Origin of the sequence: Kineococcus gurbantunggutensis, assembly GCF_050871925.1 — a bacterium.
Lineage (GTDB): Bacteria > Actinomycetota > Actinomycetes > Actinomycetales > Kineococcaceae > Kineococcus.
Genome location: NZ_JBJLSG010000092.1, coordinates 1 through 20,545, shown reverse-complemented (window position 1 = coordinate 20,545; position 20,545 = coordinate 1). Strand labels below are relative to the sequence as shown.

Here is a 20,545-nt window from a genome sequence, read left to right as displayed (position 1 = left end):
GGGGGGGGGGCGGGTGTGGTGGGGCAGCGGGGGGTGTAGGAGCGCGGGGTGGGGCCGCGGCCGGGGCCGCCCCCCCCCCCCCCCCCCCCCCCCGGTGCGCAGCCCGTCCAGGTAGACGGCCAGGTGCCGGCGCCAGTAGTGCGGGTGGTCCGGCCCGCCCAGGTCGCCGGCCACCTGGATGGACTTCAGCGCCGCGACCAGGTCGGTGGCGGTGACGTCCGCGCGCAGCTCCCCGCTCGCGTGCGCACGCTCCACCAGGGCCCGCAGCCGCGGTGCGAGCTGCGAGCGCGCCAGCGCCACCCCCGCCCGGCCGTGCTCGCCCGTCAGGACCGCCTCGCGCAGCCCGCGGTCCTGGGCCATGCGCTCGCTGGAGCTCTCCAGGTAGGAGACGAGCCCGGTCCACGGGTCGGGCGCGGTGGCGGCCGCCTCGGCCAGCTCGACCAGCTCGCGGATCCGCTCCTCGAACAGGGCTTCCACCAGCGCGCCCTTGTCGGCGAAGCGCCGGTACACGGTGCCCACGCCCAGGTCGGCGCGGTGCGCCACGTCGTCGAGGGTGGCCGCCAGGCCCCGCTCGGCGAACACCAGCCGCGCCGCCCGCAGGATGCGGCGGCGGTTCAGCTCGGCGTCGCGGCGCAGCGGTCGTGCCTCGTCGTCGGGTCCGCGCGTCGTCACCCCCGCACCGTATACCCGAATGGAGGCGCCTCCTCCGCTTCGGCTGCTATCGTCGACGGTGAAGTGGAGAACATGTCTCCGCTGAGTGGAGGCACCGCACGACATGCAGAACCCCGAACCCCCCGGCGTCGAGGACGTCGAACGGACCCGCCCCGCGCGCGCCGGCGGCAGGTACGTGCCGCGCCACGCGGCCACCGCACCCCGGCCGCGGACCGCGCCCGACGGCCCCAGCACCCCCGCGACCGCGGACCCCGCCGGCACCGCCCCGGGCGGCGGCGCCTCGCGCGCCCAGTGGGTCGTCCTGGCCGTGCTGTCCCTGGCCCAGCTCATGGTCGTGCTGGACGCGACCATCGTGAACATCGCCCTGCCCACCGCCCAGCGCGCGCTGGCCTTCTCCGACGAGAACCGGCAGTGGGTCGTCACCTCCTACGCCCTGGCCTTCGGCAGCCTGCTGCTGCTGGGCGGGCGCCTGTCCGACGTCGTCGGGCGCAAGCCGATGTTCCTCGTCGGCCTCGTCGGCTTCGCGCTGGCCTCGGCGCTGGGCGGCGCCGCGCAGGGCTTCGGCGTCCTCATCGTCGCCCGCGCCCTGCAGGGCGCCTTCGGCGCCATGCTCGCCCCCGCCGCGCTGTCGCTGCTGACCACGACGTTCACCGAGCCGGCCGCGCGCACCAAGGCGTTCGGCATCTTCGGCGGCGTCTCCGGCGCCGGCGGCGGCATCGGCCTGCTGCTGGGCGGCGTGCTCACCGAGCACCTGTCCTGGCGCTGGTGCCTGTACATCAACGTCCTGCTGGCCGTCGTGGCCGTGGCCGCCGGTGCCGGGCTGCTGAAGCACCAGCGCCCCACCCACCGCCCGCCGCTGGACTGGCCCGGCGTGGCCACCGCCGTCCTGGGCCTGGTCGGCGTCGTCTACGGCCTGGCCAACGCCGAGGTCGACGGCTGGGGCGCCCCGGGCACCTGGGGCTTCCTGGTCGCCGGCGTCGCCCTGCTGGCGCTGTTCACCCTGCTGCAGACCCGCGCGGCGCACCCGCTGCTGCCGCTGCGCGTCGTGCTGGACCGCAACCGCGGCGGCTCGCTGCTGGCGATGGCCATCACGGGCGCCGGCATGTTCGGCATCTTCCTGTTCCTGACCTACTACATGGCCGCCACGCTGGGCTACAGCCCGGTGCAGACCGGCCTGGGTTTCCTGCCGATGATCGCGGCGATCTCCGTGGCGGCCGGCGTCGTCGGCTCGGTGCTCCTGCCGCGCGTGGGCCCCAAGCCGCTGGTGCCGACCGGCCTGGTGCTGGCCGCGGCCGGCATGGTGCTGCTCACCCGCATCGAGGCCGACTCCTCCTACGCCCCGGTGATCCTGCCCGGCCTGATCGTCACCGGCCTCGGTCTCGGTTTCCTCTTCGCCTCCGCGATGGCCACCGCCACGCTCGGCGTGCAGGCCTCCGACGCCGGCGTCGCCTCCGCGATGGCCAACACCGCCCAGCAGATCGGCGGTTCCATCGGCACCGCCCTGCTCTCGGCGCTCGCCGGCAGCGCGGCCTCCGACTACCTGGCCGAGCGCGTCACCGGCGCGCCCACCCCGGCCGACGTGGTGCAGGCCACGCTGGCCAGCTACCACACCGCGTTCTGGTGGTCGGCGGGCATCTTCGCCGTCGGGGCCGTCGTCGCGGGGCTGCTGCTCAAGCCCGGTGCGCCGCAGGCGGACCCGGACGCCCCGCCCGTCATCGCCCACTGAGCACCCGCCGGGGTCGCGCGCCGCGCGGGCGCGCGACCCCGGCGCCGTGCTGCGCCGCGAACGGCCGCGAATGGCCGAGGTGGCCTCGGCGTGGCAGGGTCGGGGCGGGTGGAACCGCCGCCGACGCCCCCGGCGGGAGGCCCCGGCAGTGACCCGAACACCGACCCGACCAGCGATCCGAGCACCCGTCCCGGCAGCGGTCCGGGAACCGGCCCGCACCGCGCCGCGCGCGGGCGCGCAGCGCTTCGACCGCGTGGTCGTCGTCTACAACCCCACCAGCACCGGCGACGCGCCGGGCAACGCGCACCGGTTGCGCGCCGAACTCGCGCACCGCGCGCGCGGCACCGCGGTGGAACTGCTGCGGACCCGGCACGCCGGGCACGCCGAGCAGCTCGCCGAGCGGGCCGTGACCGAGCACCCCGCCACGCTGGTGGTCTCCGCCAGCGGCGACGGCGGCTACCACGAGGTCGTCAACGGCGTCCTGCGCGCGCGCCGCCGGCGCCCCGGCGCCGGGGTGTGCGCCGTGCTGGCCTCCGGCAACGCCAACGACCACGCCCGCGCCGTGCAGGACCGCCCGCTGGCCGACGCGATCGTCGCGGGAGCGGTGACGGGGATGGACCTGCTCCAGGTGCTCGTCGACGATCGGGAACCGCGCTACGCGCACTCCTACGTCGGGCTGGGCATCACCCCGGTCGTCGCGGTGGAGTTCAACAGGCACGACCTGGACGCCCTCAGGGAGGGCGTGCTGGCGGTGCGCACCGTCTGGCGCTACCGGCCGCTGACCATCACCCACGGCGGCCGGCGCGTCGAGCTGGACAGCCTGGTGTTCGCCAACATCGACCGGATGGCCAAGTACGCGACCCTGTCGCGCACCTCCTCGCCCACCGACGGCACGTACGAGTCCGTGCTGATCCGGCACCGCGGCGCGCTCGCGCTGCTGGCCAGCGTGCTGCGGCTCGTGCGCGGCACCCACGAGGCCGTCCCGCGCCGGGAGCCGTACGCCTTCACCACGAGCACCCCGATGCCGCTGCAGCTGGACGGCGAGGTGCACCGGGTGGGCGCCGGCGCGAGCGTCGTCGTCTCCTGCGCGGCCGGCGCGGTGAGCGTCGTCCGCTGAGCCGCCGGCGGATCCCCGACGTGCGCTCGGCGCCGTCACGGCGTTCACTGGACCCACTCGAGTCGCCCGGCCGGGGACCGGCGAGCCAGGGGAGCCCCCGTGCAGACCCGCGGTTCCCCGCACCGACCGGTGCCCTTCCCATTCCTGCAGCTCGACCTCGGCGGTGAGCTGAGCGCGGCCCGCCGCGCCCGGCAGGAGCTGCGCGGGTGCTGCCGGCACCTGGGCGTGGACGAGGACGCGTGCGACGTGGTGCTGCTGCTGAGCAGCGAACTGGTCACCAACGCCGTCCTGCACGGCGCCCCGCCCGTGCACCTCGACGCCGGTTTCGACGGGGCCCGCGTGCACCTGGCCGTCAGCGACGCCGACCCCCACCACCCCGTCGAACGGGCCTGGGACCCCACGGCGCTCGGGGGCAGGGGCGTGCAGCTCCTGCGCGACCTGTCCGAGGCGTGGGGCGTGGACGTCCACGCCGACGGCAAGACCGTGTGGTGCCGCGTGCGCCTGCGGTCCTGAGCGCCGGGCGCCGGCCGGCGCCGTCGCGGGAACCCGGCCCGCGACCCGTGGACGGTTGCGCGTGCGCACCGTCGGGCGCGCCCCTACCGTGGCCGCGCCGGCCCCGCCCGAGGGCCTCGACGCCCGAGCGCAGCCGGAGGTTCCCCCGTGGATCTGAGCGACGTGACCCGTCCGGAGCTCGTCGTGCTCTCCTCGGGCCAGCACGACCTGATCTCCTACGCGATGGCCGTGGCCGGGCTGGCGCTGTTCGCGCAGTTCGTGCGGACCTGGAACTCCACCAGTGAGGTCGGCGCCCGCTACCGACCGGCGCTGTACGCCTCGCTGTGCATCACGGGCGTGGCGGCGCTGTCGTACGCGTACCTGGTGCTGAAGTTCGACCAAGGCTACGTGTACCAGGCCGGGCAGTACGTGCCCAACGCCGAGGCGCTGAACACCCTGACCCCGCGGTACATGGACTGGTCGGTCACCGTGCCGCTGCTGATGGTGGAGTTCCTGGCCGTCTCGGCGCTGGCGGGCGCCAGAGCGCGTTCGGTGCGCGCGGCGCTGATCACGGCCGCCTTCTTGATGATCTTCACCGGGTACCTGGGCGCCACCGTCGACGGCGGCGGTGAGGACCAGAGCGAGCTGCTGGTGTGGGGCATCGTCAGCACCGTCTTCTACGTGGCGCTGTACGTGCTGCTCATCGGGGTGCTGCGCGCCTCTAAGGACGCGATGGGCGCGGAGGCGTACGCCTCCTACCGCAACGCCGGGATCCTGCTGCTGAGCGTGTGGGGCTGGTACCCGATCGCCTACGCGATCCACAACTGGCTGCCGGGGGCGGGCTGGACGACCACGATCCAGGTGGGGTTCTCGCTCGCCGACGTCGCCGCCAAGGTCGGTTTCGGTGCGTTGATCCACAAGGTCGCCAAGCTGCGCACGGCCGAGGACGTGCGCTCCGGGGAGCAGACGCACCCGGAGGAGGTGTGGGTCTCCTCGGTGAAGAAGTCCGAGGGGGTGCAGCCGGTGCTCAAGGGCGTGGTGCTGACCGATGGCGCCGACGGCACGGGGGTCCTGAACCCCGCTGCGAGCGCGAGCCGCACCGAGCACCACGGGCACCCTGAACACCCGAAGCACCTGTGACCGCGCTGGCCGGCCGCTCCCTGCACCGCACCCCCGAGGAGGCGTTCGCGCACCTCGCCGAGCAGTCGCATCACGCCAACCGCGAGCTGCGCGAGATCGTCGAGCGCGCCGGCCGGGGCTGACCCGCCCGGCGGTGCAGCCGGACCAACCGACCGGACCAACCGACCGGACCAGCCGGACGGGACGCCCGGACGGGTGAGGCGCCCGGGACGGGTGAAACGCTCGGGACCGGTGGGGCGATGTGGCCGGGGCGCGACGCGACCGCCGCCGCGCCCCGCACCCGCCCGAGGACGTGACCCGTGATCCGTTCCCTGCTCACCGCCGCCGTCGCGGCGACGGCCTCCGTCGTGCTCACCGCCCCCGCTGCCCTCGCGGCACCGGGCGCGGTGGACACCGCCTTCGGCGAGCGCGGCACCGTCGTCCTGGACACCCCCGTGCCCGGCGGCTTCTCCAGCGGCACCGTCCTGGCCCCCCAGCGCACCGGCACCCTCGTCGTCTCCCGCCGCACCCCCGGCGACCCGCGCCGCTCCAGCACCCCCGGCGACGCGGTGCTGCTGGTGCGGCGCCTGGCCACCGGCGGGCGCTGGGACGCGACGTTCGGGGACCGCGGCGCGACGGTCGTCGACTTCGGCCGCCCCGTGGTGCGCACCTCCGTGCGGGTGCTCCCCGACGGCCGCGTCCTGCTGCTCGCCGTCCTGAACACCCTCTCGGGGCAGTCCGAGGCCGGCCTGGCGCTGCTGCGCCCCGACGGCACCGCCGATCCCGCGTTCGGGCAGGGGCGCCCCGTCGTCTCCGCGCTGGGGGCGGCGCCGCTGACCGACCCCGTCAACCAGGACCCCGTCGACCCGGTGTCCGTGCTGGCCACCGCCGACGGCGGGTTCCTCGTCAGCGTCGACGAGCGGCGCCGCACCGGTGACGGCGACGTGCTGCTGGCCAAGTTCGACCGCGCCGGCCGGCCGGACCCCGCGTTCGGCCCCGCCGGGCTGCGCCGCGTGGACCTCGGCGCCGACGAGCACGGCGTGAGCCTGTTCAGCGGGCCGCGCGGTGAGGTGCTGGCCGCCGGGGGTTCCTGGGCGCCCGGGGACCAGGACGTCGTGGTGGCCCGGCTGCGCGCCGACGGCACCGTGGACCCCGCCTTCAGCGACGGCGGCACCCTGCGCATCGGCGTGCCGGGCACCGACCTGGTCACCTCCTCGGCCATCGTCGCCGACGGCGGCATCGTCGTGGGCGGTTCCGCCGCCGGCCGCTGGAGCGCCCTGCGCGGCGCGTTCGCCGCCCGGGTGACGCTCGAGGGCCGGCTGGACGAGGGTTTCGGGGACGGCGGTGTGCTGCTCCTGGACGACCCGGCGGAGACGTCGGAGTGGCTGACGCTGGCGCCGACCACCGGCGGGTCCCTCTTCCTCGGCCGCCACCTCGGCGTCGGCCCCTTCCTCAGCCGCCTGGAGGAGGTCGTCGCCCGCACCGGCGCGCCGGTGCGCCGCTTCGGCACCGACGGCTCCGTCGACCTCGGCGAGTTCCTCCTCGTCAGCGTCGTGCCCGAGCGCGGCGGGGTCCTCGTCGGCGGGTTCCGCGCCGACCCGTGGGCGCCACTGGGCGTGGTGCGCCGCTACCAGGACGACGTCCCACGCGCGGTCCGCGCCCAGCGCGCCGTGCGCGGCACCCCCGCACCCCGCTGAACGGCGGTCACCGGGTGCGGCGCGCTCACTCGCACGCCACGCCGTCCCCGTCGCCGTCCAGGGCGGGGCGGTAGCCCGGCTGCCCGTAGTACAGCGGCGCGGCACCGGCGGCGCGCGCCTCGGCGCAGTTCGCGTAGTAGGCCGGGACCGAGGGCGCCGGGGCACCCGGGGGCAGCCAGGGGGCGGGCGCGGACACGGGGGCGTTCACCCGCGCGCCGGTGGCCGCGGACCACTCCACGTACCCGCCCTGGAAGTTCACGCGCTTGCCGCCGGGCACGTCGAACTCGCTGCTGGTGGGGAAGCCCAGGGGGCCGTTCTCGTGACCCCGGGCCGCCCACGCCTCGCGGATGGCGCCGATCAGCACGTGCGCGCCGGTGGCGGGCGACCAGTAGATCGACCCGCCCTGGAAGATGCCGTAGGCGCCCCGGCCGTTCGGGGTGCGCACCTCGTCGGTGACCGGGAAGCCCAGCACGCCGCCCTCGTACCCGGCCCACGCGTACGCGTCGCGGATCATCCCCCGCACGCCGTGCGCCGCGGTGGGCGGCGACCAGTAGATCGAGCCGCCCTCGAAGACGTTGTAGGCGCCGCGCCCGTCGGGCGTGCGGGTCTCGTCCGTCGTGGGGAACCCCAGCGGGCCGGCCTCCCAGCCGGTGCGCCCCCACGCCGAGAGGATCTCCCCGTGCACCTCCCGGGCCCCGGTGGCCGGGGACCACCAGATGCCGCCGCGCTCGAACTCCACGTACGCGCCCCGGGCGTTCGGCGTGCGGACCTCCCCGCCCACCGGCTGCCCCAGCGCGCTCCCGGCCCCGCCCAGCGCGTCGTAGTGGACGCCGATGTCCCCGCCCACCCGCGGGTCGGCGTGGGCCGGTGCCGCCAGGAGCACCGCCGCCGCGGCGGCGGTGAGGACGCGGGCAACCCGGGTGGTGGTCTTCATGCTGTCTCCTCGACATCGCCGTCGCCGCCTGCACCAGCACGCTACGCACACCCGCCCGCTCCTGTCTGCGCATCGCGCGGGACCCGCGCACCCGGGGTGTTGCGCCGCGCCGCCCGCGGCCAGCACGATGAGCGCGTGAGCGGAGCCGGCACCAGCGCCAGGGGCGCGGCAGCGCTGGACGGCGGCGCGGTGCAGCGGACCGCCGCCGAGGTGGCGATCGAGCTGCCCGCCGTCACCCTGACCCGGCCGTTCGGTCCCGAGCACGACGTGTACAAGGTCGCCGGCAAGGTGTTCTGCATGGCGACGGAGGCCACCGGCCAGCCCATCGTGACCCTCAAGTGCGACCCCGAGCACTCCCTCGCGCTGCGCCAGCAGTTCCCGAGCATCACCCCCGGCTACCACGTGAACAAGCGGCACTGGGTCTCCGTGGCGGCCGGCCCCGGCATCACCCCGGACCTCGTCGAGGAGCTCGTGCTGGAGGCCTACGCTCTCGTCGTCGAGGGGATGCCCCGGCACGCGCGCCCCGCCGTCCCCGACGCCGTCTCCCGCGTCCCCCGCCGTGCTCGTGCGCAGGGGGCTGAACCCCCCGAGCGGTGAACCGGCGGTGGGGGAGGACTCCACCCAGCCCAGGTCGATGCCGACGAAGCAGTCCCCGGGCCCGGGGCGGACGGCGGCGCTCACGGCCCCACGCGCGGGTGGATGCGCAGGCTGTTCAGGGCCGTCAGCGCCAGCAGCGCCGCGGCCACCACCAGGCTGGTGCGCAGGCCGGTCAGGAAGCGGTCCGGGTTGGCGATCAGCGCGCCGAACACGGCGATGGCCACCGCACCGCCGACCTGGCGGAAGGTGTTGAAGACGGCGCTGGCCGTGCCCGCCCGGTGCGAGGGGACGCCCTCCAGGACCACCCCGGTCACCGGCGGCATCGCCATCGACCCGCCGGCCCCCACCGGCACCAGCGCCAGCGCCACCAGCCACGGCGAACCGGAGGTGGTGGCCGGCACCAGCGCCAGCAACCCCACCACCATGGACAGCTGCCCGCCCACGACCGGCAGGCGCGGTCCGAACCGGTTGGTGACCGGCCCGCTGCTGAGGTTCCCGGCGACCGCGAACAGGGCCGCCGGCACGAACACCAGCCCGGCGTCCAGCGGCGACAGCCCGAGCTGCTGCTGCAGGTACAGGCTGACGACGAACACGTGGCCGTAGTTGCCGACCATGAACGCGAACCCCACCGGCAGGGCCAGGCGCACCCCGCGCGCGGCGAACAGCTCCAGCGGCAGCATCGGGTGCCGCCCGCGCGCCTGCACCAGCACGAAACCGGCCAGCGCGGCGACGGCCACACCCAGCGCCAGGAGCACCGCTGGCGCGCCGAACCCGACGTGCCCGCCCTCGATGAGGCCCTGCACCAGCGCCGCCAGGCCCAGCACGGCCAGCATCTGCCCGGCCCAGTCGAAGGGGGCCGGGCGCACCGGCGAGGGCGCCACGAGCAGCAGCAGGGCGAGCATCCCGGCGCCGACGGGCACGTTGATCGAGAAGATCCACCGCCAGTCCACGGTGGTCAGCAACCCGCCCAGCGGCTGGCCGACCACCGCGGACACCGCCCCGCCGACCGCCCACACCCCCAGGGCCCGCGCGCGCCGGCGCGCGTCGGGGAACGCCTCGCGGATCAGCGCCATCGACGCCGGCAGCACGACCGCGGCGCTCGCGCCCTGGGCGCAGCGGGCGGCCACCAGCGCGCCGGGGCCGGGCGCGGCGGCGCACGCGGCGGAGGTGACGGTGAAGGCGACGATCCCCCACACCAGCGCCCTGCGCGCGCCCACCCGGTCGGCGAGGTTCCCGGCGAACAGCAGCAGCGCGGCGAACAGCAGGGTGTACCCGTCGACGACCCACTGCTGCACCGCGGTGCCGCCGCCGAGGTCGTCGCGGATGCTGGGCAGGGCGACGTTGACGATGGAGATGTCCAGGGTGATGAGGAAGAACCCCAGCGACGCCACCGCCACCACCACGCGGGCTCGGGGGCCGTCGGGTGCCGGTGCGCCCGGGTGCGGGGCCGGCTCGGGTGGACGGACGTCGCTGCTGGTCACGTCGACCTCTCGGTGGTGCAGTTCCGGGCGAGTGCGATCGTCGCACGGCGGGCCGGACGCGCACGCCCGGAGGGAGCGCTCCCCCGCGGGGCGTGGGGCGCCGCAGCCCCGCAGGACTGGCCGGGCTCGCCGCGCCCTGGCAGGCTCCGTCCCGGTGGAGCACCTCGCCGAGGTCCGCGGAGCGTGCAGCAGCGCGCCGAGCAGCACACCGGGGAGATCCACTGGATTCGCTGTCGAGGGCGCAGCGGCGGCACCACGCGCACCCGCGCGGGGGCGGCGTCGCCGACTGGTTCCTCACCCGGGACGAGCGCGGCAACGGCGCCACCGCCCTGCCGGCGTGGAGCCGGGGCAACCTCGTGCGCCCGCTCGTGGACGGGGCGAGCTACTTCCCGGCGCTGGCGGCTGCGCTGGCCGGTGCGGGGGAGGGGGACCTGGTGCTCTTCGCCGACTGGCAGGGCGACCCCGACGAGCTGCTCACCGAGCACGGGCCCACGATCGCGCAGGCCCTCACCGGCGCCGCCCGCCGCGGGGCGGTGGTCAAGGGGCTGGTGTGGCGATCGCCGTGGGACTGGCAGCGCCTGGTGCCCGAGCGCAACCGCCACCTGGCCCAGCACGTGCGCGGCGGCGCGGAGGTCCTGCTGGACCAGCGGGTGCGCACCCTGGGCAGCCACCACCAGAAGTTCGTCGTGGTCCGCCGCGCCGGGCGCCCGCAGGACGACGTCGCCTTCGTCGGCAGCCTGGACCTGGCGCACTCGCGCCGCGACGGCCCCGGCCACCGCGGGGACCGCCAGCGCATGTCCTTCGGCCGCCGCTACGGTCGGCACCCCTCCTGGCACGACGTCCACGCCGAGGTCCGCGGCCCGGCGGTGGCGGAGGTGGAGACGGTCTTCCGTGAGCGCTGGGAGGACCGCGCACCGCTGTCGCTGCTGCCGTGGCAGGTGCTCTCCGACGTGGTGCGCCGCCTGGTGCACCGCCCGCGCCCGCTGCCCGCGCAGTCGCCGGCACCGGCGCCGGCCGGTCCGTGCGCGGTGCAGCTGCTGCGCACCTACCCGCGACGCTGGCCGCGCTACCCCTTCGCGCCCGAGGGTGAGCGCAGCGGCGCCGCCGGGCACGCCAAGGCGCTGCGCCGGGCGCGGCGGCTGGTGTACCTGGAGGAGCAGTTCCTGTGGTCCGAGCAGGCCGTGCGGGTCTTCGCCGACGCGCTGCGCACCGCACCGGGGTTGCAGCTGGTCGTCGTGGTGCCGCGCCACCCCAAGCGCGGCGGGCTCGCGGCGCCGCCGCTGCTGCTGGGGCAGGTGCGCGCCCTGCGCCTGCTGCGGGCGGCCGGCGGGGAGCGGGTGCACGTCTTCGACCTGGAGGACGAGCGGGGGGAGCCGGTCTACGTGCACTCCAAGGTCACCGTCGTGGACGACGTGTGGGCGTGCGTGCGCAGCGACAACCTCAACCGCCGGTCGCAGACGCACGACTCCGAGCTGTCCGTCGCCGTCCTCGACGAGATCCGCGACGCGCGCCACCCCGCCGACCCCGCGGGGCTGGGGGACGGGGCGCGCCGCTTCGCGCGCGAGCTGCGCCTGCGCCTGATGCGCGAGCACCTGGGCAGGCTGGGACCGGACGGCGAGGACGGCGACGACGCCGACCTGCTCGACCCCGACGCCGCCGTGCGGGTCCTGCGGCGCAGCGCCGCCGCGCTGGACGCCTGGCACGCCGCCGACCGGCGCGGACCGCGCCCGGCGGGGCGGCTGCGCGCGCACCGCGACCCGGTGCTGCCGCGCTGGCAGCAGCTCCTCGCCGCGCCCGTGCAGCGCACCGTGCTCGACCCGAGCGCGGTCCACCACCCCGCCGAGCCGGCGGGTGGGACACCGGACGCGCGACCGGCGTCGTGGCGACGGCGCGGGGAGGAGGGGTGATGCCGGAGGAACGGGACGGCACGGGTGGAGAGCGGGACGGGAAGGGCGGCACCCTGGTGCGCGGCATGCGCAGCACCGTGGGGCGCGAGAGCACGACGTTCGGGTTCTCGATCCTCATCACGGTGACGTTCGGGCTCCTGCAGAGCCTGCAGGGCAGCCCGGACGTGCTGCGGATCGTGCTGTACGCCGTCGGTGCCGTCATGTCCTTCACGCTGCTGGAGGCGGTGCTGTCGCGGGGCTTCCGCGCCCCCATGCCCCAGCACCGCACCAGGACGCTGGCGCTGGGCACGAGCTTGAACGTGCTCTCGGTGCTCGCCGGGCTGGCCGGCGCGTACCTGCTCGCGCGGTGGGGTCCGCACGTCCTGGTGTGGCCCGCGGCGCCATTCGCCGCCGGGGTGCTCTACCTCCTCGTCGAGAGCGTCGAGACGGCGCTGTCGGAGAAGGTGCTCGCCCGGCGCGGGGACCGCGATGCGCAGGAGGTGTCCGACTGAGCCGTGCCGCAGCACCCCTGGCGGAGCCGGCTCCCGGGTGTTAACCGCGGCGGCGCGCGGGTAGGGGGTGGTCAGGCGCTGCTCTCGAGGTGGTCGAGCACGGTCACCGGCAGGCGCCGACGACGCGGAGGTTCCCGTGAGCACCGTCAGCGACATGCTCGGCACGTACCCGCAGGACCTCGGCGGCGTGGACCGCGAGAAGCTCATCGCCTGCATCGAGGAGTGCTTCCGCTGCGCGCAGGCGTGCACCGCGTGCGCGGACGCCTGCCTGAGCGAGGACATGGTCGCGGAGCTGAGGACGTGCATCCGCACCAACCTGGACTGCGCCGACGTGTGCGTGGCCACCGGCAAGGTCCTCTCCCGGCACACCGGCTACGACGCCAACCTCACCCGCGCGGTGCTGACCGCGTGCGCGGCGGCGTGCAAGGCGTGCGGCGACGAGTGCGCCAGCCACGCGGAGATGCACGAGCACTGCCGCGTGTGCGCCGAGGCGTGCCGGGCCTGCGAGAAGGCCTGCACCGACCTGCTCGCGACCCTGGGCTGAGCGCGGGCGCACCACCGCGGCCGGCGGCCGTGGGGCACCGGTGACCGAGCGGACCGCCGAAGTGCGGGGCACCCGCGGAGCACGCCGTTTGTCCACCGGCGGTCCGGGTAGCCCTGCGGTATGGCGAAGAACTCGGACAACCCCGACCCGGACGACCTGCCCAGCACCATCGCGCGCTCGGACGAGAAGGCCCAGCACACCTACGCCAAGACGCTGGAGCACGCCGAGGAGGAGTACGGCGACGGCCGGCGCGCCCACCAGACGGCGTACGCGGCGCTGAAGCACACCCACGAGAAGGTCGGCGACCACTGGGAACCCAAGGACCACAAGGGCCCCTCGGACGCCCGAGCCGAAGGCGGCAGGGACACCGACCGCCCCACCGCCGGCGGGGTGGACGCCAACGCCACCAAGGAGCACCTCATGGACGTCGCCAAGCGCCTGGATGTCCCCGGCCGCTCCTCGATGACCAAGGACGAGCTCGTCCGGGCCATCCAGAAGGCCAACGACAAGGAGAGCCGCAGGTCCCGCGAGAAGGAGTCCTGACCGGGGGCGGGGGCGCTCGCACCCCGACCGGGTACGTCTCCGCCTCGCTGGCCCGCCCCGCCTCCCGCAGCGGGTGGACCGGGTGCAGGGCCGTGGACTCGGGGGAGAACAGGAACGCGTCGCAGCGCCGGCTCGTCCACCGCCAGGCGCAGCAGGGGCTCCACGCTGCCGGCGCGCGGGCCGTCCTGCCGACCGCGCCGCCGGGCCCGGTGCGCTGCCGGCAGCCGGAGCCGGCGGCAGCGCACCGGGTCGGCGCCCGGGACCACCGTTGCGGGGTCACCGCTGCGGGGTCACCGCTCAGGAGAACGCCGCCGCGTACGCGCCCCCGACGATCTCCCCGTCGGCGACGATGACGTGGTCCTTCTCGATCGGCTGCCCGGCCAGGTACGCCTGCAGGCAGACCCGGGTGTCGGCGGCGTAGCGGCGCTGGGCGTCCAGGGTGGTGCCCGACACGTGCGGGGTGAGCGCCTGGTGCGGCATCCGCCGCCACGGGTGGTCCGCCGGCGCCGGCTCGGGGTACCACACGTCCCCGGCGTAGCCGCCCAGCTGCCCGGACTCCAGCGCCTGCACCAGCGCGTCGGTGTCCACGATGCCGCCGCGGGCGACGTTGACGAGGAACGCGCCGCGCTTCATGCCCGCCAGGACCTCGCGGTCGAACAGCCGCTCCGTCTCGGGGGTCAGCGGCGCGGTGACGACGATGGCGTCGCAGCGCTCCTGCATCTCCTCCAGCCGCGCGTAGCGCGCCCCGATCACCGCTTCCTGCGGGTGCTCCAGGCGGGTGCGCTTGTAGTACAGCGTGTCCACGTCGAACGCCTTCAGGCGGATCGCGATGAGCTGCCCGATCGCGCCGGCGCCGTAGATCCCCACCGTCTTGCGCTCCAGGTCCCACGAGCGCTGCGCGATCTCGCCGATGTCCCAGCGGCCGTCGACGACCTGCTGGTGGGCGGGCAGGTAGTTGCGCACCAGGGCCAGCAGCTGCATCACGGCGTGCTCGGCGACGCTGACGACGTTGCTGCCGGTCTGCTCGGCCACGGTGATGCCGCGCTCGGCGGCCGCCTTGAGGTCCACGTGGTCCGAGCCGACTCCCGCGGTCAGGATCAGCTTCAGGTCCGGCGCGGCCTGCAGCACCTCGCGGGAGGCGTACACCGGCCAGAACGGGGTGGTGATGAGCACCTCCGCCTCGCGCAGCTGCTCGGTCAGCTCCTCGCCCTCGCGCACGGAGGTGGAGACGACCTCGTGGCCCTCGCTCTCCAGCCACTCGCGCAGGCCCAGCGCGTTCTCGGCGCACCCGAGCAGGTCGGGCGGCGCGCCGCCCTCGGGAGCGGGGTACAGCGACATGACGATCCTCACGGGGTCCTCCTCGGGCCGGTGCGGTGGACGTCGGGCCCGTACCCGTCCTCGGGCCGTCCATGCGGTTCACCGGGCGGGGAAGTGGGCAAGGACCGGCTGGACGACCGTCCGGCGCCGCCCCACCCGCTGGTGCGATCCACCTGCACACCCACCTCCACGCCCACGACCCCCAGGAGCGCCCGTGCCCCCCACCTGGCTGACCGTGCTCTCCTGGACCGCGCTGACGGCCGCGTTCGCCAGCGCCGCGGTGATCCTGTGGGACACGTACGGCCGCGGGCACCGCCAGCAGATGCGCGTGATGGAAGCCGTGTGGCCGATCACCGCCCTGTACTTCGGCCCGCTCGCGGTCTGGGGCTACCGGCGCTTCGGCCTGCCGCAGTCCCCGCGCTGGCGCGAGGAGAACGGGCTGGAGCGGGCGCCGGGCAAACCCGGCTGGGCGACCGTGTCGATCGGGGTCAGCCACTGCGGCGCCGGGTGCACGATCGGCGACGTCGTCGCCGCCACCGCCGTGTTCTGGCTCGGGCTGAGCCTGTTCGGGCAGGAGCTGTTCGCGGAGTACCTCGCCAGCTTCGTCCTGGCGGTGCTGCTGGGCCTGGCCTTCCAGTACTTCGCCATCGCCCCGATGCGCGGGCTGGGGCTGCGCGAGGGGATCGTGGCGGCCACCAAGGCCGACATCCTCTCGCTGGTCGCCTTCGAGGTGGGCCTGTTCGCGTGGATGGCGCTGATGCGCTTCGTCCTCTTCCCCGAGGACCCGCTGCGCCCGGACAGCGCCGCGTACTGGTTCGGCATGCAGGTCGGCATGGTGATCGGGTTCTTCACGTCCGTGCCGGCCAACGTCTGGCTCATCCGCCGCGGCATCAAGGAAGCCATGTGAGCGGTGCGGGGGAGCGCGGCCCCGCGGCCGAGCGGGTCCACCGCGGCGTGCTCACCGCCGGTCCTGGCGCCGGTGGCGAGGCCGTGGGCTCCGGGTCCTCGTCCAGCGGGTGCCGCCCGTGGCGGCCTCACTCGAAGCGGGCGGCCCGCGCCTCCACGTCGAAGAGGACCTCGTCGGCGGCGTCCGGGCTGACCGTCCCCTCGCGGCGCGCCTCCAGCACGGTCTCGCGCTCGGCGTCCAGGGCCCGCACCAGCAGCCGCTGCAGGGCCTGCACCTCTCCGGGCTGCGCCTCTCCCCGGTCCAGCAGCGAGACCACGGCCTCCTGGTGCTCCAAGCGCGAGCGGTAGCGCGCGCTCGCCGCCCGCCGAGCCGCCTCGGGCAGGTCCTCCCCGGCGTCCTCCACCGCCCGCAGCGCCGCAGCGGTCGCCTCCCGGCGCAACCGGCGGACGTCGGCGTCCACGTCGGTGGGGTCCGCCACGTGCAGGCGCCGCACCAGCGGGGCCAGCGTCAGGCCCTGCGCCACCAGGGTCACCAGGACGGTGACCAGCGCCGTGAGCACCACCTCGGCGCGGTAGGGGAAGTCGCCGTCCGCGCCGGTCAGCGGCAGCGCCAGGGCCGTCGCCACGGTCACCACGCCGCGCATCCCCGCCCACGAGGCCACGGTGGCCTCCCGCCAGCCGGCGGGCGTGGCCGAACCGCGCCGGCGGGCGCGGCGCCCGGCGAGGGCGGAGGCGGCGTGGACGACGGTGAAGCGGGTGAGGACCAGCGCGGCGACGACGGCCGCGGCCATCACCAGCGCGTGGGTGTTGCCCAGTTCCGAGGTCTCCTCCAGCACGGAGGTCAGCTCCAGGCCGAGGAAGCCGAAGAGCAGCCCGGTGACGGCGAAGTCCACGTAGCGCCACACCGCCCGTCCCAGCAGCCAGCCGCCCGAGGTGGTGGCTCCCGGTCCCCGCGCGCGCAGGAACATCCCCGCCGCCAGGACGGCCAGCACGCCGGAGGCCTCGACGGCGTCGGCGACCAGGTAGGCGGCGAACGGCAGGGCGAGGGTGATCGTGGTCTCCACCGACGCGTCGCGCAGCCGGGCCAGCGCCCACCGGGCGAGCACGCCCGCGAGCAGGCCGACGGCCGTGCCGCCGGCGACCTCCAGGGCCAGCCGCCAGCCGACCTCGGCCACGCCGATGCTCCCGGCGGTCACCGCGACGAGGGCGACCTGGTACGTGGTGAGGGCGGTGGCGTCGTTGAACTGCCCCTCGCCCTCCAGGACCGTCACCAGCCGCGGCGGCAGGCGCAGCCGGCGGGCCACCGCGGTGGCGGCCACCGGGTCGGGCGGCGCGACGACGGCGCCCAGCACCACCGCCACCGCCCACGGCAGGCCGAAGGCGCGGGCGACCAGGGTGACCACCGCGGCGCTCACCAGCGTGAGCCCGACGGCCAGGGCCACCACCGAGCGGGCGTCGCGGCGCAGCTCGCGCAACGAGCCGCGCTGGGTGGTGGCGAACAGCAGCGGCGGCAGCACCAGCGGCAGGATGACCTCCGGCGGCAGCCGCGGTGAGGGGATCTGCGGCACCAGGGCCAGCAGCAGCCCGTAGATCGTCAGCACCACCGGTTGCGGCACCCCGATCCGGGCGGCGAGAGGGGTGAGGACCACGATCCCCAGCACCAGCAGACCCAGCAGCGCGACGACGTCCACCCCGCGATGGTGGTGGCGGGTGGGGGGCCCCACCACTCGGGGGCGCCGGGGTGCCCCGGAGTCCGGTGGATCCGCGTGCATGGCGCGCGCCGGGGCGGGTAGGGGACCGGCGTGGCCGACACGAAGGACGGACCGGAACTGCACCCCACGACGAAGGAGCTGGCGAGCGGGGCGAACTTCGCCGCCATCTCCACCCTGCTGCCCAGCGGGCGCATCCAGACGCAGTACATCTGGGTCGGCGTCGACGGCGACAGGCTGTACGTCAACACCGAGGACCACCGGCAGAAGTTCCACAACCTCGAGCGCGACGCCCGCGTGACGATCGCGATCCGCGACGAGCGCAACGCCTACCGCTACGCCGAGGTGCGCGGGACGGTGGGCGACGTCGAGCGCGGGCAGGCCGCGCGGGACCGGATCGACGTGCTGTCGCAGAAGTACGAGGGCAAGCCCTACCCGCCGGAGCAGATCAAGACCGAGCGGGTCACGGTGTTCATCGTGCCCGAGCGGCAGACGATCTCCGGCTGAGCGCGGCCCGGCAGGACAGGACGCCCAGGAGGAGGAGAAGCGTGACGAGCACCGCCCACCAGGACCCGACACCGCCCGCCGACGAGCCCGTGGGCGAGCTGGAGCTCGTGCACGCCTTCCACGGCCCCATGCCCACCGGCGTCACCGTCTCGCACGGCGGCCGGGTCTTCGTCTGCTACCCGAAGTGGGGCGACGAGGTCCCGGCGACCGTCGCCGAGATCGTCGACGGGCGCGAGGTCCCCTTCCCCGACCAGGCGTGGAACAGCCCCGACGGCGACGACGACGAGGGCGCGCTGGTCTCGGTGCAGAGCGTCGTCGTGGACCCCGCGGACCGGTTGTGGGCGCTGGACACCGGCAGCCCGATGTTCGCCCCCACGAAGCCCGGCGGCCCGAAGCTGGTGCGCTTCGACCTGGCGACGGGCGCGGTCGAGCAGGTCATCACCTTCAGCCCCGACGTGGCGCTGGAGAGCACCTACCTCAACGACGTGCGCTTCGACCTGCGCGCCGGCGAGGCGGGCACCGCGTACATCACCGACTCCTCCGACTCCGGCCCCAACGCCCTGATCGTGGTGGACCTGGCCTCCGGCCGGTCCTGGCGGCGGCTGCACGAGCACCCCTCCACCAAGGCCGAGCCACTGTCCGCGTTCCGCCCCGTGGTGGAGGGCCGCCCGTTCATGCAGCGCTCGCAGGACGGCTCCACCCAGCCGGTGTCGATGGGCGCCGACGGCATCGCGATCTCCGCCGACGGCGAGCGGCTGTTCTACTGCCCGCTGGCCTCGCGGCGCTGGTACAGCGTGCCCACCGCGGCGCTGCGCGACACCTCCCTGGACGACGCGGCCGTGGCGGCCACCGTGGTCGACGAGGGCGACAAGGGCACCGGCTCGGACGGGCTGGAGACCGACGACGCGGGCCGGCTCTACCTGACCGCGTACGAGCAGGACGCGGTGCTGCGCCGGCTGCCCGACGGTTCCTTCGAGACGGTGGTGCACGACCCGCGGCTGCTGTGGACGGACACCCTCTCCGTCGCCGACGGCTGGCTGTACGTCACCGCCAACCAGCTGCACCGCCAGCCCACCTACCAGGGCGGGCAGGACCTGCGGCGCAAGCCCTACGCCCTGTTCCGCACCCGCATCGACGCCGGTCCCGTGCGGCTGCGCTGAACGCGCCACCGCGAGCACGACGAGCGACGACCGCGGGACCACCAGGACCACGAGGAGGAGACCAGACGTGAAGGCGATCGTGTGGCACGGGGTCGGCGACATCCGGCTCGACGAGGTGCCCGACCCGAGGATCCAGGACCCCTACGACGCCGTCGTGCGGATCACCACCAGCGCCATCTGCGGCACCGACCTGCACTTCGTGCGCGGCACCATGAGCGGCATGCGCGAGGGCACGATCCTGGGCCACGAGGCCGTCGGGGTCGTCGAGGAGGTCGGGTCGGGCGTGCGCAACCTGCGCCCCGGCGACCGCGTCGTGGTCCCCTCCACCGTGGCGTGCGGGTCGTGCTCGTACTGCCGCGCCGGCTACTACTCCCAGTGCGACAACGCCAACCCGAACGGCAAGACCGCCGGGACCACGTTCTTCGGCGGCCCGCAGGCCGCCGGCGGCCTGGACGGGATGCAGGCGGAGCTGGTGCGCGTGCCGTTCGCGCACGTCGGCCCCGTCAAGGTGCCCGACTCGGTGACCGACGACCAGGCCATCATGATCTCCGACATCTTCCCCACCGCCTGGTTCGGGGCCAAGCTCGCCGAGGTCGGCGACGGCAACACCGTCGCGGTCTTCGGCGCCGGGCCGGTCGGCCTGTTCGCGGTCGTCTCCGCGTTCCGGCAGGGCGCCGGCCGGGTCATCGTCGTCGACGGGATCGCCTCGCGCCTCGACGCCGCGCGCCGGCTGGGCGCCGAGACGATCGACTTCAACGCCGAGGACCCCGTCGCCGTCCTGCAGGACATCACCGGCGGTGCCGGCCCGGACCGGGTCATCGACGCCGTCGGGGTGGAGTCCGAGCGCCCCAAGAGCGGCCCGGCCGCGGAGGCGTCCGGGCAGCAGGCGGAGCAGTTCGCCGCCGAGGTGGCCGGCAACGCCCCCGAGACGAACCAGCAGGGCGACACCTTCAAGCCGGGGGACTCGCCCTCGCAGGCCGCGCAGTGGTACGTGCAGGCCATCGCCAAAGCCGGCACCGTGGGGATCATCGGGGTGTACCCGCCCACGATGAACAGCTTCCCCATCGGACAGGCGATGAACAAGAACCTCGTGCTGAAGATGGGCAACTGCGAGCACCGCCGGTACCTGCCGCCGCTGCTGGACCTGGTCGCCTCCGGGCTGGTGGACCCCTCCACCGTCCTGACGCAGGACCTGCCGCTGGCGCAGGACGCCCTTCAGGCGTACCAGCACTTCGACCGGCGCGAGCCGGGGTGGACCAAGACGGTCCTGACGCCGGGGGCTTGAGCCCCCGGGGACGTGTCGGTGATCGGGGCGTCCTCGTCGGCGCACCCCGCACCGCGGGCACGTGTGAACGCCCCACGACGGGGTACTGGAGAAGCACCCCGTCGAGCACGGGAACCGAGCACGGAGAGGAGGGGTCGTCGTGGGTCTGATCTCCGGTGTCCTCAAGGGTGCCGTCATCCAGAAGATCGTCAGCCGGCTGACGAGCAGCGGCAAGCGCCGCGCCTGAGCGACGGTGGGGGGGGGGGGGGGGGGGGGGGGGGGGGGGGGGGCGCGCCGCGGGCGCGGGTGGAGGGGGGCGCGGAGCGCGGCCGGGGCGTGCCGGGCGGCCCCCGCGCCCGCGG

20 protein-coding genes are annotated in these 20,545 nt (G+C 75.5%); 15 read left to right on the top strand and 5 right to left on the bottom strand.

The features are described 5' to 3' along the window. Nucleotides 1–672: TetR/AcrR family transcriptional regulator (locus tag ACRYR7_RS16445; protein WP_432573186.1), on the bottom strand; the 672-nt coding region annotated here is incomplete at its 3' end. Between the two features lie 85 nt (nucleotides 673–757). Here ACRYR7_RS16445 and ACRYR7_RS16440 point away from each other — a divergent pair. The 6 genes from ACRYR7_RS16440 to ACRYR7_RS16415 all read left to right on the top strand — a co-directional run bounded on the left by ACRYR7_RS16440 (nucleotide 758) and on the right by ACRYR7_RS16415 (nucleotide 6,823). After that, a complete protein-coding gene (locus tag ACRYR7_RS16440; RefSeq protein WP_432573185.1) occupies nucleotides 758–2,398 on the top strand; it encodes an MFS transporter in 1,641 nt (546 codons plus the stop codon). A gap of 148 nt (nucleotides 2,399–2,546) precedes the next feature. Then, nucleotides 2,547–3,515 (top strand): diacylglycerol/lipid kinase family protein, encoded by a 969-nt coding sequence (locus tag ACRYR7_RS16435; RefSeq protein WP_432573184.1) that lies wholly within the window; start codon nucleotides 2,547–2,549, stop codon nucleotides 3,513–3,515. A 99-nt stretch (nucleotides 3,516–3,614) separates the two neighbouring features. Beyond that, the gene (locus tag ACRYR7_RS16430; RefSeq protein ID WP_432573183.1) at nucleotides 3,615–4,028 is read left to right on the top strand and encodes an ATP-binding protein; all 414 of its coding nucleotides are present in this window, start codon (nucleotides 3,615–3,617) and stop codon (nucleotides 4,026–4,028) included. A gap of 147 nt (nucleotides 4,029–4,175) precedes the next feature. Beyond that, nucleotides 4,176–5,147: a bacteriorhodopsin gene (locus tag ACRYR7_RS16425; protein ID WP_432573182.1), complete on the top strand. Its 972-nt coding sequence runs from the start codon at nucleotides 4,176–4,178 to the stop codon at nucleotides 5,145–5,147. Next, nucleotides 5,144–5,269 (top strand): hypothetical protein, encoded by a 126-nt coding sequence (locus tag ACRYR7_RS16420; protein WP_432573181.1) that lies wholly within the window; start codon nucleotides 5,144–5,146, stop codon nucleotides 5,267–5,269. The genes ACRYR7_RS16425 and ACRYR7_RS16420 overlap by 4 nt, the downstream gene beginning before the upstream one ends. A 177-nt stretch (nucleotides 5,270–5,446) precedes the next feature. Beyond that, complete coding sequence (locus ACRYR7_RS16415; protein WP_432573180.1) at nucleotides 5,447–6,823, top strand: NHL repeat-containing protein; 1,377 nt, start codon at nucleotides 5,447–5,449, stop codon at nucleotides 6,821–6,823. Between the two features lie 25 nt (nucleotides 6,824–6,848). On the opposite strand, the gene ACRYR7_RS16410 is transcribed toward ACRYR7_RS16415, so the two are convergent. After that, nucleotides 6,849–7,757 (bottom strand): excalibur calcium-binding domain-containing protein, encoded by a 909-nt coding sequence (locus tag ACRYR7_RS16410; RefSeq protein ID WP_432573179.1) that lies wholly within the window; start codon nucleotides 7,755–7,757, stop codon nucleotides 6,849–6,851. A 135-nt stretch (nucleotides 7,758–7,892) separates the two neighbouring features. On the opposite strand from ACRYR7_RS16410, the gene ACRYR7_RS16405 reads away from it, so the two are divergent. Further along, the gene (locus ACRYR7_RS16405) at nucleotides 7,893–8,354 is read left to right on the top strand and encodes an MmcQ/YjbR family DNA-binding protein (protein ID WP_432573178.1); all 462 of its coding nucleotides are present in this window, start codon (nucleotides 7,893–7,895) and stop codon (nucleotides 8,352–8,354) included. A gap of 80 nt (nucleotides 8,355–8,434) precedes the next feature. Here ACRYR7_RS16405 and ACRYR7_RS16400 read toward each other — a convergent pair whose 3' ends face one another. After that, complete coding sequence (locus ACRYR7_RS16400) at nucleotides 8,435–9,835, bottom strand: MFS transporter (protein ID WP_432573177.1); 1,401 nt, start codon at nucleotides 9,833–9,835, stop codon at nucleotides 8,435–8,437. A 230-nt stretch (nucleotides 9,836–10,065) separates the two neighbouring features. Between ACRYR7_RS16400 and ACRYR7_RS16395 the strand changes: the two genes are divergently transcribed. From ACRYR7_RS16395 to ACRYR7_RS16380, 4 genes are all read left to right on the top strand, one after another. Then, entirely contained in the window at nucleotides 10,066–11,742 is a 1,677-nt protein-coding gene (locus ACRYR7_RS16395) for a phospholipase D family protein (RefSeq protein WP_432573188.1), read from the top strand. Then, entirely contained in the window at nucleotides 11,742–12,233 is a 492-nt protein-coding gene (locus ACRYR7_RS16390) for a hypothetical protein (RefSeq protein ID WP_432573176.1), read from the top strand. Before ACRYR7_RS16395 ends, ACRYR7_RS16390 begins: the two co-directional genes overlap by 1 nt. Before the next feature lie 154 nt (nucleotides 12,234–12,387). Continuing rightward, nucleotides 12,388–12,777 (top strand): four-helix bundle copper-binding protein, encoded by a 390-nt coding sequence (locus ACRYR7_RS16385; protein WP_432573187.1) that lies wholly within the window; start codon nucleotides 12,388–12,390, stop codon nucleotides 12,775–12,777. Nucleotides 12,778–12,897: 120 nt separating this feature from the next. Beyond that, nucleotides 12,898–13,320, top strand: a complete 423-nt coding sequence (locus ACRYR7_RS16380; RefSeq protein WP_432573175.1) for a ChaB family protein — start codon at nucleotides 12,898–12,900, stop codon at nucleotides 13,318–13,320. 297 nt (nucleotides 13,321–13,617) lie between these two features. On the opposite strand, the gene ACRYR7_RS16375 is transcribed toward ACRYR7_RS16380, so the two are convergent. Then, nucleotides 13,618–14,670, bottom strand: coding sequence for an NAD-dependent formate dehydrogenase (locus ACRYR7_RS16375; RefSeq protein ID WP_432573174.1), 1,053 nt, complete (start codon nucleotides 14,668–14,670; stop codon nucleotides 13,618–13,620). 181 nt (nucleotides 14,671–14,851) lie between these two features. Between ACRYR7_RS16375 and ACRYR7_RS16370 the strand changes: the two genes are divergently transcribed. Then, the gene (locus tag ACRYR7_RS16370) at nucleotides 14,852–15,544 is read left to right on the top strand and encodes a DUF4396 domain-containing protein (protein WP_432573173.1); all 693 of its coding nucleotides are present in this window, start codon (nucleotides 14,852–14,854) and stop codon (nucleotides 15,542–15,544) included. A gap of 127 nt (nucleotides 15,545–15,671) precedes the next feature. On the opposite strand, the gene ACRYR7_RS16365 is transcribed toward ACRYR7_RS16370, so the two are convergent. Then, the gene (locus ACRYR7_RS16365; RefSeq protein ID WP_432573172.1) at nucleotides 15,672–17,234 is read right to left on the bottom strand and encodes a Na+/H+ antiporter; all 1,563 of its coding nucleotides are present in this window, start codon (nucleotides 17,232–17,234) and stop codon (nucleotides 15,672–15,674) included. Nucleotides 17,235–17,345: 111 nt separating this feature from the next. Here ACRYR7_RS16365 and ACRYR7_RS16360 point away from each other — a divergent pair, with 111 nt between their 5' ends. The 3 genes from ACRYR7_RS16360 to ACRYR7_RS16350 all read left to right on the top strand — a co-directional run bounded on the left by ACRYR7_RS16360 (nucleotide 17,346) and on the right by ACRYR7_RS16350 (nucleotide 20,204). Continuing rightward, nucleotides 17,346–17,759, top strand: coding sequence for a TIGR03618 family F420-dependent PPOX class oxidoreductase (locus ACRYR7_RS16360; protein WP_432573171.1), 414 nt, complete (start codon nucleotides 17,346–17,348; stop codon nucleotides 17,757–17,759). A gap of 41 nt (nucleotides 17,760–17,800) precedes the next feature. Continuing rightward, the gene (locus ACRYR7_RS16355) at nucleotides 17,801–18,919 is read left to right on the top strand and encodes an L-dopachrome tautomerase-related protein (protein ID WP_432573170.1); all 1,119 of its coding nucleotides are present in this window, start codon (nucleotides 17,801–17,803) and stop codon (nucleotides 18,917–18,919) included. Between the two features lie 67 nt (nucleotides 18,920–18,986). Further along, nucleotides 18,987–20,204, top strand: a complete 1,218-nt coding sequence (locus tag ACRYR7_RS16350) for a zinc-dependent alcohol dehydrogenase (protein ID WP_432573169.1) — start codon at nucleotides 18,987–18,989, stop codon at nucleotides 20,202–20,204. The last annotated feature ends 341 nt before the right edge of the window (nucleotides 20,205–20,545 follow it).

Coding starts and splice junctions, on each gene's coding strand:
- ACRYR7_RS16410 (WP_432573179.1), bottom strand. CDS start 7,757: ATGAAGACCACCACCCGGGTTGCCCGCGTCCTCACCGCCGCCGCGGCG.
- ACRYR7_RS16390 (WP_432573176.1), top strand. CDS start 11,742: ATGCCGGAGGAACGGGACGGCACGGGTGGAGAGCGGGACGGGAAGGGC.
- ACRYR7_RS16385 (WP_432573187.1), top strand. CDS start 12,388: ATGCTCGGCACGTACCCGCAGGACCTCGGCGGCGTGGACCGCGAGAAG.
- ACRYR7_RS16380 (WP_432573175.1), top strand. CDS start 12,898: ATGGCGAAGAACTCGGACAACCCCGACCCGGACGACCTGCCCAGCACC.